An 11,725-nucleotide genomic window follows, 5' to 3' on the forward strand; every position below is an offset into this window, starting at 1 on the left:
CCGCGCCGCCGCCCGGCCCCGCGACGCGCGCGGGCGGACGGTCGGGCCGACTAGCATGCAGGCATGCGGGCGGATGTCGCGGACGAGAAGCCGCCGCCGCCGCTGCCGCCCCGCACGTCGTTCACGAGCCTGCTCGACGGGTTCTTCTTCGTCTTCGCCGGCGCCGCCGCCGTCTGGCTCGCGTGGCTGATCGTCAACCAGTCGTTCGAGTTCGGCTGGGCCGGCATCGGGTTCTTCCTCGCGTTCTGGCTCGTGCTCGCCTACCTCGTGCTGCCCCGGCTGCATCGCATCCTCACGACGATCTACGTGCCCGACTACTTCATCGGCCGCACGCGCACGAGCGACGGCCTGCTGGGCGACCCCGTCAACCTCGCGTTCGACGGCGACGAGGAGGCCCTGCACGCCGCGATGCGGGCGGCCGGATGGACCAGGGCCGACGACGTCACGCTCTCCTCGAGTCGCCGCATCATCACGTCGACCATCACGCGTCGCAGCTACGACGAAGCCCCGGTGAGCCCGCTCTTCCTCTTCGGCATGAAGCAGGACTTCGCCTACCAGCAGGAGGTCGCGGGCAACCCGGCGAAGCGCCACCACGTGCGGTTCTGGCGGACGCCCGACGGCTGGCTGCTGCCCGGCGGGCGCCGCGTCGACTGGCTGGCCGCCGGCACGTTCGACCGCTCCGTCGGGTTCTCCCTGTTCACGCTGCAGGTCACGCACAAGATCGACGCCGACATCGACGTCGAGCGCGACCACATCGTCACGACCCTCGTGGAGTCCGTCCCGGGCATCCGGGTGGAGGTCCTCCGCGACTTCTCGACCGGGTACCACTCGCGCAACGGCGGCGGGGACACGATCCGCACCGACGGCGACCTGCCGGTCGTGCAGGTCGGCGCGCCGACCGAGGTCGTGGCCGCGGATGCCGCGCCGCACTCGGCGATCGGCGAGGCGGAGGCATCCGTCGCCGGCTCGCGCACGGTCGCCGAGCCCGCCGGCGCGGCCGACGGCGTCGCGAAGCGCGCCGCCTTCGAGTCGCCCCTGCGCCTCGCCGAACGCGAGCCGGTGCGGCGGATGCCCCGGCCGAGCGCGACCGCGTTCGGCGTCGTGGTGGTCGTCCTCCGCGTCCTCGCGGGCATCGTCTGGGTCGCCGCGCTCGCCCTCCAGTGGGACCAGGTGCTGCAGGACGAACTCGGCGTCGACGTCTCGTCCGACCCGGAGTCCCTTGCGATCGCGAGGGGTGCGCTCATCGCGGTGGTCGTCTTCTTCGGCCTCTCGCTCGCGATCCAGGCCCTGTTCGCCTGGCGGATCTGGGCCGGCGGCAACTTCTCCCGCATCGCCGTGATGCTCTTCGCGACGATCAGCATCTCGAGCGCGGCGGCCGCGTCGTTCGCCGGCTCGGCAGAGGTCACCGTCCGGACGACGTTCGTCACCGTCGCGCTCGACATCCTGCTGCTGCTCGCGCTCTCGAGCCGTGACGCGCGGGCCTTCGCGCGACAGTCGAGATCGGCGCGCCGGGCACGATGACGGCGCCCGCGAGCGGGCGTAGCCTGCTGGCATGGGCGTGCAGCTCGCCGCGCGGCTCCGGCGCACCGCCCTCGCCGCGGTGCTCGCCATGGGCGTCCTCGCGCTCTCCGGCTGCATCGAGTTCTACGAGGACGAACTCGACCCCGGCCTGATCCGGCAGCTCGAGACGCACTTCTCCGCCGACCGCGACCGCGCGGCCGCGGCGATCGTCGAGGCGGACCGCCTGCACACGGGGTACGTCAACGCCGACGAGGGCACGGTGTTCGAGGTCGGCTCGATCACGAAGCTGGTGACCGGACTGCTGCTGCCGATCGCCGTGGAGCGGGGCGAGGTCGCGCTCGACGACCCGGTCGGTCGCTACCTGCCGCTCGGCGACGCCCCGGTGGCCGCCCGCACGCTCGAGCAGCTCGCGACGCATCGCGCCGGGCTGCCGCCGATCACGACCGATGAGGAGCTGCTGACCGGGATCCGCGTGGCGGTGGCGACGGGCGGGGCGCTCCCGCCGTTCTCCGTCGCCGGGCTGCTCGAACTCGCCGCCGCCGAGTCGGCCGAGCCCTCCGAGCGCGCCGTGTACAGCTCGCTCGGCGCGGCGCTGCTGGGGCACGCCCTCGCCGCCGGCGCCGGCACCGACTACGCCTCGCTCCTGCGCGACCGGATCCTCGAGCCGCTCGGCATGGACGGCGCGGACGTGCCCGCCGACCCCGGCGAGGTCGCGAGCGCGCACGCGGACGGGTACACCTCGCGGGGCGACCCGGCGGAGGCGTGGACGGGCGCCGGCTGGGGCCCCACGTTCGGCATGCACGCCACGCTCCCGGACCTCGTCGCGCTGGCGCGGGCGATCCTCTCGGGGCCGTTCGCCGACAGCCCTGCGCTGGAGCCGATGGCCGACGGCCCGAACTCCCAGCAGCACATGGGCTATCTCTGGTTCCTGGCACGCGACGGCGACCGGACGCTGACCGGCACGCGGGCGATCACGAGCGGCTTCGCCGCGGCCCTCTTCGTCGATCGCGAGGCCGGGCAGGCCGTCGTCGTGCTCTCGAACGAGGCCGAGCACGTGGATCGCTTCGCCGTGTCGCTGCTCGACGGCGTCTCGGGCGCCGGCGGATGGCGCGCGGGCGACCCCTGATCCGCGAAGCGCCGTGGGCGCGGGGCGATCGCCGAAGTCGCCCGTCAGGCGGCGGATGCCGCGTGCTCGGCGCACCGCGCCGGCGTGCACGCGTCGCAGCGCACGAGCTGCGTCCGGCACGAGGCATCCGTGCAGTTCACGGTGCGGTTCGTCGCCGCGCCGCAGCCCTCGCAGACGCCGACGATCGCGGCGTGCTCGCTGAAGTCGACCGAGCCGCGCCCGTCGAACACGTAGAGCGAGCCCTCCCAGAGCCCGTCGTCGCCGAAGCGCTCGCCGTAGCGCACGATGCCGCCCTCGAGCTGGTACACCTCGCCGAAGCCGCGGTTCGCCATGAGGCTCGAGAGCACCTCGCAGCGGATGCCGCCGGTGCAGTAGGTCACGACCGGGCGGCCCTTCAGGTGGTCGTACGCCCCCGAGTCGAGCAGCCCGATGAAGTCGCGCGTCGTCTCGGTCGGCGGCACGATCGCGTCGCGGAACCGTCCGATCGCGGCCTCGACGGCGTTGCGTCCGTCGAAGAAGACGACCTCGTCGCCGCGCTCCGCGACGAGTTCGTGCAGGGCGTCGGGGGAGAGCCGCGCCCCGCCGCCGACCACGCCGCCCTCGTCGACGCGGAGCTCGCCCGGTGCGCCGAATGAGACGATCTCGTCGCGCACCTTGACGCTGAGCTTCGGGAAGTCGACGCTCCGCAGGCCGTCGTCGAGCCCAGTGCCCCCGCTCCACTTCACGTCGAGCCCGCGGAAGCCCGCGTACTCCTTCGTCTTGCGCACGTAGCGCTTGAGCGCGCCCATCTCGCCGCCGAGCGTGCCGTTCAGGCCGTCCTTCGAGACGAGCACCCGACCGCGCAGCCCGAGCGACTCTGCGAGGTCGCGCTGCCAGAGCCGGATCGCGTCGGGGTCGGCGAGCGGCGTGAAGGCGTAGAACAGCAGGATCTTGGGCGTCGGCACCCCGAGATCCTAGGGGCGGAGGCTGGGCGGATGCCGCGACGCGGCGTGTGCGCGGGCGGCGTCATCGGCGTCGGACGTACCCTGCCCGCACGACCACCCGGTCAGCGACACGGCCGACCGTCGACCGAGCAGGAGGATCGCGCATGCTCGACGTGGACCCCTACGGAGCGTTGCAGCGACTCCGACCCGTGGACTCGTTCACGGTGACCAGCACGGACTTCGTCGACGGCGGGCCGCTCGCGCGCCCCCAGTGGAGCCACGGCGCCGGCGGCGTCGACCGCTCGCCGCAGCTCGCGTGGAGCGGGTTCCCGGAGCGCACGCGCGGCTTCGCGGTGACCTGCCTCGACGTCGACGCGCCGACGGGCTCGGGGTGGTGGCACTGGGCCGTGCTGAACCTGTCGCTCGAGACCACGAGCCTCGAGGCGGGCGCCGGCTCGCCGGGCGGGCCGCCGTTGCCCGGCGGCGCGATGGTGCTCGCGAACGAGGACGGCGTGCGCGGGTTCGGCGGCGCGGCGCCGCCGCGCGGCACGGGCGAGCACCGCTACGTGTTCGTCGTGCACGCGCTCGACGTGCCGAGCCTCGAGCTCGACCCCGCCTCGACGCCCGCGGTCCTCGGCATCCGCTGCTTCTCGCACGCGCTGGCGCGCGGCATCCTCACCGGCACCGTCAACCGCGACTGACGCGTCCGGGCCCTCAGTCGACGCGTCGTCCGAACAGGAAGTACGAGATCGGGCCGAGGTAGTTCACGGCGATGACGATCGCCCACACCCACTTGCGTCCGTTCACGTCCCTCGCGTCGCGCCGGGCCAGGTCGGTCCATGCGGCGGACGCGAGTGCGAGCTGGATGACGGCGCCGATGACGCCCCTGGCCTGCTGCCCTCGACTGAGGTCGCTCCATTGCTTCGCCTTGGCCATGGCTCCTCCGATCCCCGGTGCCGGCCCTCCACCGACCGTTCTAGTGCTTGTTCCCCGACAGCGCCAGCACTCCGCCGAGTCCGATCATCATCACGCCGCCCGAGGCCGCCAGCTGGGACGCCCGCCGCGGCGACCGCGCGAACCAGTCGCGCGCCGTTCCGGCCGCGAGCGCCCAGACCGAGTCGCACGCAAGTGCGAGCACCACGAACGCCGTGCCGAGCATCGCCATCTGCAGGGGGATGCCGCCCGCGTGGAAGTCGACGAACTGCGGCAGCACGGCGACGAAGAACGCGATCGTCTTCGGGTTCGTGACGCCCACGACGACGCCCTCGCCGAGGAGGCGCCACGGTGAGCGCGGCGCGACCTGGCGCGTGACGGCGTCCTCGGCATCCGCTCGATGACGGATCGCCTGCACGCCGAGGTAGGCGAGGTACAGCGCACCGCCGATCTTGATCGCCGTGAAGAGGGCGACCGACTGGGCGACGACCGTGCCGACGCCGAGCGCGACGGCGGCGACGAGCGGCAGCATGCCGATCGCGTTGCCGACGACGCTCAGGAGCCCGCCCATGCGACCGAGCGCGAGCGACCGGCCGATGACGAACAGCACGCTCGGCCCCGGGATGACGATGAGCACCACCGAGGCCAGCACGAACGCCCAGAGGTTGGATGCGGGGAGCACGAGGGTGATCCTACGCTCGCCGACGGCGGGCGGCTCCTCGGCGGGCGGCTCCTCGGCGGGCGGCTCCTCCGGGGGCTACTCCTCGTCGGGCGGCGGCGAGATCGGCTGGCCCAGTCGCACGCGGGTGCCGAACGGGTCGGACACGAGCGAGACGCGCTCGCCCCACTGGCTGTCCGACGGTTCCTCCACGACGAGGAACCCGGCCTCCGCGAGTGAGGCCGTCACCGCGTCGACGTCGTCGACGTAGAACCACAGCAGGATGCCCGCGCCCTCGCCGGCCGTCGCCCCGTCGGCGAGACCCAGGCCGATCTGCGACGCCCCCGCCTGCAGCGTCGCGAACAGCGGTTCGCCCTCCGGCGGGTACCGGTACGTCACCGTTGCCCCCAGCCCGTCGCGGTAGAACCGCATCGCGGCCTCCATGTCGGGCACCTCGACGATCGGGAACGCGGATTCGATCATGGTTCCTCCCGCGCCCGACGCTACGCGGCGCGCGGTGATGCCGCTACCGTTGCACCGTGAGCGAGCACATCTCCGCGAGCGTCGCCGACGGGGTCGGCCACCTGACGCTCGAACGGCCACAGGCGCTCAACGCGCTCAGCTACGAGATGATCCGGGCGCTCACCGCCGTCTTCGACGCGTGGCGGCACGACCCCGAGGTCTCGATGGTCGTGCTCGACGGGGCCGGCGAGCGCGGGTTCTGCGCGGGCGGCGACGTCCGCGAGCTCTACATGTACGCCACGGGCGGGCACGTCGCCGAGGCCCTCCGCTTCTTCCGCGACGAGTACCGGTTGAACGCGGCCATCGCGCGCTACCCGAAGCCCGTCGTCGCGATCATGGACGGCATCACGATGGGCGGCGGCATCGGGCTCGCCGGGCATGCGTCGATCCGCATCGTCACCGAGCGCTCGCGCGTCGCGATGCCCGAGACCCGCATCGGCTTCACGCCCGACGTCGGCGGCACGTGGCTGCTCGGCCGCGCCCCCGGCGAACTCGGCACCCACCTCGCGCTGAACTCCCGGACCATGGACGCCGCCGACGCCATGCACGCCGGCTTCGCCGACGCGTTCGTGCCGAGCGGGAGCATCCCGCACCTCCTGCAGGCCCTCGAGGAGCGTGCGGACCCCGGCACGCCGTCCGAGATCGTCATGCTCTTCGACGAGACGCCCGGACCGTCCGTGCTCGCTGCGGCGCGCCCCTGGGTCGACGCCTGCTTCTCGGCGCCGACCGTGCACGGCATCATCGACCGGCTGCGGGCGTTCGCCGACGGGCGCATGGATGTCGCGGGGGCGGTGCCCGGCGTGGGCGACGGGTCCGCGCACCCGGCCGACCAGCCCGCTCATGCCTACGCGGCGGCCGCCGCCGACGAGCTCGAGACGCTCTCGCCCACGGCCCTCGCCGTCACGCTGGAGGCGGTGCGGCGCGCACGCACGCTGCCGAGCCTCGAGGACGCGCTCGAGCAGGAGTTCCGAGCCGTGTCCTGGTTCATCGGGCAGCACGACCTGCACGAGGGCATCCGCGCGCAGGTCATCGACAAGGACCGCTCGCCGAAGTGGGACCCGCCCACGCTCGACGACGTGCCGCCCGGCCTCCCCGCGCGCGTCCTCGAGGAGCAGCTGCACGACCCGGTCTGGGACGACGACGTCCGCTGACCCGCGAGGGGGTTGTGCTCGGCCGAAACGCGGCCGATAATAAACCACATGGTTTACTCAACTGGCGGTGACGGGCCGCGCGCCGCGACGGGCACCGATGCCGACCCGGACGCCGACCGCCTCGACGCGGTCTTCGCGGCGCTCTCGCACCGGTCGCGACGCGACCTCGTCGTCTACCTCGCCGCCAGGGCTGACTCGCCGCGCATGTCGCAGGTCGCCGCCGATCGGGGCGTGTCCCCGCAACTGCTCAACAAGCACACCGCCGCACTCGAGAAGGCGGGTCTCGTCCACCGGGTCGGCGACGGCCGCGAGCGCCGGCTCGTCCTCGACACCGTCGCGCTCATCGAAGCGCAGCAGTGGATCGGCCGCGCCCGCGAGTACTGGACGGCGCGCCTCGATGCCCTCGACTCGTACATCACGATTCTGGAGGACGACCCCGATGCCTGACGCCGTCTTCGACATCGAGCGCACGTTCGCCATCGACCGGTCGACCATGTGGTCGCTCTGGACGGATGCCGCGCACGCCGCCCGCTGGATGCGTCCCTCGGTCACCGACTACGGCGAGACGGTCGCCACGATCGACCCTCGGCCCGGTGGCGCGTACCGCTTCGAGATGCACGGGCCCGATGCGATCTACGCGACCTCGGGGAGGTACGTCGACGTCGACCCGATGGACCTGCTCAGCTTCACCTGGCGGTGGGACGATTCGGACGAGGAGACCCTCGTCGAGGTGCGCTTCGCCGACGCCGAGGACGGCACCCGGGTCCGGATCACGCACACCCGGTTCACCTCCGCCGAATCCGCCGATCGCCACGGCGATGGCTGGCGCGGATGCCTCGACTCGATCGCCGCCGTCTTCGAGCCGTCGACCGGCTGACCCGCGCTCCGTACCGGCACCGACGCCGGCACCCGGGCTCCCGGCCGGGACGCCCGCCACCGATCCCGAGAGGACCCCGCACCATGTCCCGCTTCGTCTTCATCTACCACGCGCCGATGCTCCCTGCCGACGCCACACCGCCCACCGACGAGCAGACCGCCGCCGTCATGGGCGAGTGGATGGCCTGGGCTGCGAAGGTCGGCGACGACATGGTCGACTTCGGCACGCCGCTCGCCGAGGGCGTCCGCGTCGGTTCCGACGGCTCGACCGCGCCGAGCACGCGCGAGGTCAGCGGCTACACCATCATCGAGGCGGCCGACATGGACGCCGCCCTCGCGCTCGCCAAGGAGCACCCGCACCTGAAGATGCCCGGTGGCTGCGAGATCGAGGTGCACGCCGCGCAGCCGGTTCCCGGCATGTAGCCCGGCGCGCCGAGGTCGGCGGAACCCATCGGCGCAGCGCGGCGAGGCTCAGCGCGCCTTCGCTACCGCCGCCTCGAGCGCGACCCACGACAGCATCGCGCACTTGATGCGCATGACGTACTTCGAGACGCCGTGGAACGCGATCGCGTCGCCGAGCACGTCCTCGTCGGGCTCGCCCTCGCCCTTCGAGCGCAGCATCGCGCGGAACTCCTCGGCGAGGCCGAGCGCCTCGTCGACCGGTCGACCGGCCACGAGGTCGGTGAGCACCGACGCCGATGCCATCGAGATGCTGCATCCGTCGCCCTGCCAGGCCACCGCGTCGATGCGCTCGTGCGCGTCGTCGAGCTTCACGCGGAGCGTGATCTCGTCGCCGCAGGTGGGGTTGAACTCGTGGTGCTCGGCGTCGGCGCCGTCGAGCGGCCCGTCGCCGTGCCGCGCCTTCGCGTGGTCGAGGATGATCTCCTGGTAGAGGCCTTCGAGGTTGGCCATCACGCGGCTCCCGTTCCGAGTCCGAAGAAGGTGCGGACCTCGCCGAGCGCGGCGACGAACCGGTCGGCCTCCTCCGCGGTCGTGTAGACGTGGGCGCTCGCGCGCGTCGTCGCCGTGATGCCGAGCGCACGGTGCAGCGGCTGCGCGCAGTGGTGGCCGACGCGCACGACGAGTCCGGCGTCGTCGAGGAACTGGCCGACGTCGTGCGCGTGCACGCCGTCGACGGCCACGCTCACGAGCCCCGCGCGGGCCTGCCCGGGCTGGGGCCCGACGATGCGGACGCCGCGGATGCCTGCGACGCCGTTCGCGACGCGCTCGGCGAACGCGTCCTCGTGGGCGGCGACGGCGTCCATGCCGAGTCCGTCGAGGTACCGGACGGCCGCGGCCAGCCCGATCGCCTGCGAAACCGGCTGCGTGCCGGCCTCGAAGCGCTGCGGTGCGGGCAGGAACTCGGCCGTCTCGAACGTCACTCGCGTGATCGTCGAGCCGCCCGTGCGGGCGGGTGGTAGCGCGTCGAGGAGCTCGGCGCGCCCGTAGAGCACGCCGATGCCGTTCGGCCCGAGCATCTTGTGGCCCGAGAACGCGGCGAAGTCGACGCCGTAGCCGGCGAAGTCGACGGGACGGTGCGGCACCGACTGGCAGGCGTCGAGCACGACGAGCGCCTGCGGGGCTCGGGCTCGCACGGCCGCGACGACGTCGGCGACGGGCACGATGTGCCCCGTCACGTTCGAGATCTCGGCGAACGCGACCACGCGCGTGCGCGGGGTGAGGACCGCGGCGAGGTCGTCGACCGACCAGCAGCCGTGCTCGTCGACCTTCACGGGGACGAGTCGGGCACCGGTCCGCTGGGCGACGCGCTGCCACGGCAGCAGGTTCGCGTGGTGCTCGGCCTCCGTCAGCACGATCTCGTCGCCGGGCTCGAGCGCGAAGCGCGCGGCATCCGCCCCGCCGATGCCGGCGCTCGCGTCGGCGATGCCGAGCGCGACCATGTTGAGCGCGTCGGTCGCGTTCTGCGCCCACACCACCTCGCGGTCGTCGGCGGCGCCCATGAACCTCGCGAGGTCGGCGCGGGCCTCCTCGAAGCGGGTGGTCGAGCGGCCGGTCGCGGCGCTCGCGCCGCGGTGCACGGCGGCGAGGTCGTGCTCGAGGTAGTCGCGTTCGGCGTCGAGCACGGCCGTCGGACGTTGGGCGGTGGCGGCCGAGTCGAGGTACGCGGTGGGCCGCGCGTCGCCGGATGCCGCGAACGCCGGGAAGTCGCGTCGGATGTCGCGAATCGCCCGTGCGCCCACGCGTTCGGTGTCGGTGGGGATCATCCCCTCCATCGTCCCATGCCCCGGCCGGGAGGTCGCCGTCAAGACCGGGCGCGACCCGGCCCGGTTCGATAGCGTGAGCGACGTGAAGATCCACCACCTGCGTACCCACCGGAGCGACGAGAACCTCGCACGAGAGGGCCAGCTCGCCTGGCAGCTCGCGGGCGTCGCGGTCGACCCGGTCGAGGTCGACGACGAGGTCGTCGACATGGTCGTGAACCGCGTCATCGACAACGCGGCCGTGGCCGCGGCATCCCTCGCCCGCAAGCCGGTCGTGGCCGCCCGCAGCCAGGCGCTCGCCCACCCCGTCTCGATCGGCGGCGACGGCGCCACCGTCTTCGGTGCGGATGCCGCGCGGCGGACCTCGCCCGAGTGGGCCGCCTGGGCGAACGGGGTCGCCGTGCGCGAGCTCGACTTCCACGACACCTTCCTCGCCGCCGACTACTCGCACCCCGGCGACAACATCCCGCCGATCGTCGCCGTCGCGCAGCACCTCGCCGCGTCGCGCGGACTCACCGGCCGCGACGTCGTGCGGGGCATCGCCACCGGGTACGAGCTCCAGGTCGACCTCGTGAAGGCCATCACGCTGCACGCCCACAAGATCGACCACGTGGCCCACCTCGGCCCGTCGGCCGCCGCCGGCATCGGCACCCTCCTCGGCCTCGACCAGGAGACGATCTTCCAGGCCATCGGGCAGGCGCTGCACACCACCACGGCGACCCGTCAGTCGCGCAAGGGCGAGATCTCGACCTGGAAGGCGCACGCGCCGGCGTTCGCCGGGAAGATGGCCGTCGAGTCGGTCGACCGCGCGATGCGCGGCGAGACGAGCCCGGTGCCGATCTACGAGGGCGAGGACGGCGTGATCGCCTGGCTCCTCGGCGGCCCCGAGGCGACCTACGAGGTGCCGCTGCCGGAGACCGGCGAGGCGAAGCGCGCCATCCTCGACTCGTACACGAAGGAGCACTCGGCCGAGTACCAGGCGCAGGCGCTCATCGACCTCGCCCGCAGGCTCCACGACGAGTACCCGTTGATCCTCGACGACCCCGATCGCATCGAGTCGATCACCATCCACACCTCGCACCACACGCACAACGTCATCGGCACGGGGGCGAACGACCCGCAGAAGTACGACCCGGATGCCTCGCGCGAGACGCTCGACCATTCGATCCCGTACATCTTCACCGTCGCGCTGCAGGACGGAACGTGGCATCACGCGGACTCGTACACGCCCGAGCGGGCGCACCGCGCAGACACCGTCGCGCTCTGGCGCAAGGTCTCGACCGTCGAGGACCCGGAGTGGACGCGCCGCTACCACTCGCTCGACATCGGCGAGAAGGCGTTCGGCGGTCGCGTCGTCATCCGCCTCGCCGACGGCAACGAGATCGTCGACGAGATCGCCGTCGCCGACGCGCACCCGCTCGGCGCCCGGCCGTTCGGCCGTGAGCAGTACGTGCAGAAGTTCCGCACGCTCGCGGAGTGGGTGCTGGAGCCCGCGGAGATCGACCGGTTCCTCGACGTCGCGCAGCGCCTCCCCGAGCTCGGCCCCGACGAGCTCGGCCAGCTGACCATCACCGCGGCCCCCGGCGCCCTCAACCACGTCGAGATCCCCACCGGCCTCTTCTGAGTCCGGCCGGGCGCCGTTCACAGGAGGTCCCGCGATGTACCGGAGCCTACGTCCGGAACGGTCCTGTACATCCGGGGGGACTCCTGAGATCAGCGCGCGCGGGCGCCGGGCCGTAGGCTGGGGGCGGGTCGCGACGAGGCGACCCGCCCGTCCGAGGAGCCCCACGAGG

General features: G+C 73.0%; 14 protein-coding genes. 8 read left to right on the plus strand and 6 right to left on the minus strand.

Going from position 1 to position 11,725, the window contains the following annotated elements:
- Nucleotides 1-63: 63 nt before the first annotated feature.
- On the plus strand, nt 64-1,521 hold the full coding sequence (locus tag ABME02_RS10390) for an LssY C-terminal domain-containing protein (protein WP_353815225.1): 1,458 nt from the start codon (nt 64-66) through the stop codon (nt 1,519-1,521).
- Between the two features lie 31 nt (nt 1,522-1,552).
- Nucleotides 1,553-2,647 carry a serine hydrolase domain-containing protein gene (locus tag ABME02_RS10395; RefSeq protein WP_353815226.1) on the plus strand — a complete coding sequence of 365 codons (1,095 nt, stop codon included), beginning with the start codon at nt 1,553-1,555 and terminating at the stop codon, nt 2,645-2,647.
- Nucleotides 2,648-2,691: 44 nt separating this feature from the next.
- On the opposite strand, the gene trhO is transcribed toward ABME02_RS10395, so the two are convergent.
- Nucleotides 2,692-3,591, minus strand: a complete 900-nt coding sequence (gene trhO, locus ABME02_RS10400) for an oxygen-dependent tRNA uridine(34) hydroxylase TrhO (RefSeq protein ID WP_353815227.1) — start codon at nt 3,589-3,591, stop codon at nt 2,692-2,694.
- 143 nt (nt 3,592-3,734) lie between these two features.
- Here trhO and ABME02_RS10405 point away from each other — a divergent pair, with 143 nt between their 5' ends.
- The gene (locus ABME02_RS10405) at nt 3,735-4,271 is read left to right on the plus strand and encodes a YbhB/YbcL family Raf kinase inhibitor-like protein (protein ID WP_353815229.1); all 537 of its coding nucleotides are present in this window, start codon (nt 3,735-3,737) and stop codon (nt 4,269-4,271) included.
- Between the two features lie 13 nt (nt 4,272-4,284).
- Here the strand turns inward: ABME02_RS10405 and ABME02_RS10410 are convergent, their stop codons facing one another.
- The 3 genes from ABME02_RS10410 to ABME02_RS10420 all read right to left on the minus strand — a co-directional run bounded on the left by ABME02_RS10410 (nt 4,285) and on the right by ABME02_RS10420 (nt 5,644).
- Nucleotides 4,285-4,506, minus strand: coding sequence for a PLD nuclease N-terminal domain-containing protein (locus ABME02_RS10410; protein ID WP_353815230.1), 222 nt, complete (start codon nt 4,504-4,506; stop codon nt 4,285-4,287).
- A gap of 40 nt (nt 4,507-4,546) precedes the next feature.
- The gene (locus tag ABME02_RS10415; protein WP_353815232.1) at nt 4,547-5,185 is read right to left on the minus strand and encodes a LysE family translocator; all 639 of its coding nucleotides are present in this window, start codon (nt 5,183-5,185) and stop codon (nt 4,547-4,549) included.
- A gap of 75 nt (nt 5,186-5,260) precedes the next feature.
- Entirely contained in the window at nt 5,261-5,644 is a 384-nt protein-coding gene (locus tag ABME02_RS10420) for a VOC family protein (protein WP_353815233.1), read from the minus strand.
- A gap of 56 nt (nt 5,645-5,700) precedes the next feature.
- Here ABME02_RS10420 and ABME02_RS10425 point away from each other — a divergent pair, with 56 nt between their 5' ends.
- From ABME02_RS10425 to ABME02_RS10440, 4 genes are all read left to right on the plus strand, one after another.
- Nucleotides 5,701-6,834: an enoyl-CoA hydratase/isomerase family protein gene (locus ABME02_RS10425; protein WP_353815234.1), complete on the plus strand. Its 1,134-nt coding sequence runs from the start codon at nt 5,701-5,703 to the stop codon at nt 6,832-6,834.
- A 48-nt stretch (nt 6,835-6,882) separates the two neighbouring features.
- Nucleotides 6,883-7,281 (plus strand): ArsR/SmtB family transcription factor, encoded by a 399-nt coding sequence (locus ABME02_RS10430; protein ID WP_353815235.1) that lies wholly within the window; start codon nt 6,883-6,885, stop codon nt 7,279-7,281.
- A complete protein-coding gene (locus tag ABME02_RS10435) occupies nt 7,274-7,711 on the plus strand; it encodes an SRPBCC family protein (RefSeq protein WP_353815236.1) in 438 nt (145 codons plus the stop codon). Before ABME02_RS10430 ends, ABME02_RS10435 begins: the two co-directional genes overlap by 8 nt.
- A gap of 83 nt (nt 7,712-7,794) precedes the next feature.
- A complete protein-coding gene (locus tag ABME02_RS10440) occupies nt 7,795-8,133 on the plus strand; it encodes a YciI family protein (protein WP_353815237.1) in 339 nt (112 codons plus the stop codon).
- 48 nt (nt 8,134-8,181) lie between these two features.
- On the opposite strand, the gene sufU is transcribed toward ABME02_RS10440, so the two are convergent.
- Nucleotides 8,182-8,622: a Fe-S cluster assembly sulfur transfer protein SufU gene (gene sufU, locus ABME02_RS10445; protein ID WP_353815239.1), complete on the minus strand. Its 441-nt coding sequence runs from the start codon at nt 8,620-8,622 to the stop codon at nt 8,182-8,184.
- Complete coding sequence (locus ABME02_RS10450; protein ID WP_353815240.1) at nt 8,622-9,935, minus strand: aminotransferase class V-fold PLP-dependent enzyme; 1,314 nt, start codon at nt 9,933-9,935, stop codon at nt 8,622-8,624. The genes sufU and ABME02_RS10450 overlap by 1 nt, the downstream gene beginning before the upstream one ends.
- Before the next feature lie 82 nt (nt 9,936-10,017).
- Here ABME02_RS10450 and ABME02_RS10455 point away from each other — a divergent pair, with 82 nt between their 5' ends.
- Complete coding sequence (locus ABME02_RS10455) at nt 10,018-11,556, plus strand: MmgE/PrpD family protein (protein ID WP_353815241.1); 1,539 nt, start codon at nt 10,018-10,020, stop codon at nt 11,554-11,556.
- The last annotated feature ends 169 nt before the right edge of the window (nt 11,557-11,725 follow it).

Origin of the sequence: Agromyces zhanjiangensis, from assembly GCF_040496055.1 — a bacterium.
Lineage (GTDB): Bacteria > Actinomycetota > Actinomycetes > Actinomycetales > Microbacteriaceae > Agromyces > Agromyces zhanjiangensis.

Coding starts and splice junctions, on each gene's coding strand:
- ABME02_RS10390 (WP_353815225.1), top strand. CDS start 64: ATGCGGGCGGATGTCGCGGACGAGAAGCCGCCGCCGCCGCTGCCGCCC.
- ABME02_RS10395 (WP_353815226.1), top strand. CDS start 1,553: ATGGGCGTGCAGCTCGCCGCGCGGCTCCGGCGCACCGCCCTCGCCGCG.
- ABME02_RS10405 (WP_353815229.1), top strand. CDS start 3,735: ATGCTCGACGTGGACCCCTACGGAGCGTTGCAGCGACTCCGACCCGTG.
- ABME02_RS10410 (WP_353815230.1), bottom strand. CDS start 4,506: ATGGCCAAGGCGAAGCAATGGAGCGACCTCAGTCGAGGGCAGCAGGCC.
- ABME02_RS10420 (WP_353815233.1), bottom strand. CDS start 5,644: ATGATCGAATCCGCGTTCCCGATCGTCGAGGTGCCCGACATGGAGGCC.
- ABME02_RS10430 (WP_353815235.1), top strand. CDS start 6,883: ATGGTTTACTCAACTGGCGGTGACGGGCCGCGCGCCGCGACGGGCACC.
- ABME02_RS10435 (WP_353815236.1), top strand. CDS start 7,274: ATGCCTGACGCCGTCTTCGACATCGAGCGCACGTTCGCCATCGACCGG.
- ABME02_RS10440 (WP_353815237.1), top strand. CDS start 7,795: ATGTCCCGCTTCGTCTTCATCTACCACGCGCCGATGCTCCCTGCCGAC.
- sufU (WP_353815239.1), bottom strand. CDS start 8,622: ATGGCCAACCTCGAAGGCCTCTACCAGGAGATCATCCTCGACCACGCG.
- ABME02_RS10450 (WP_353815240.1), bottom strand. CDS start 9,935: ATGATCCCCACCGACACCGAACGCGTGGGCGCACGGGCGATTCGCGAC.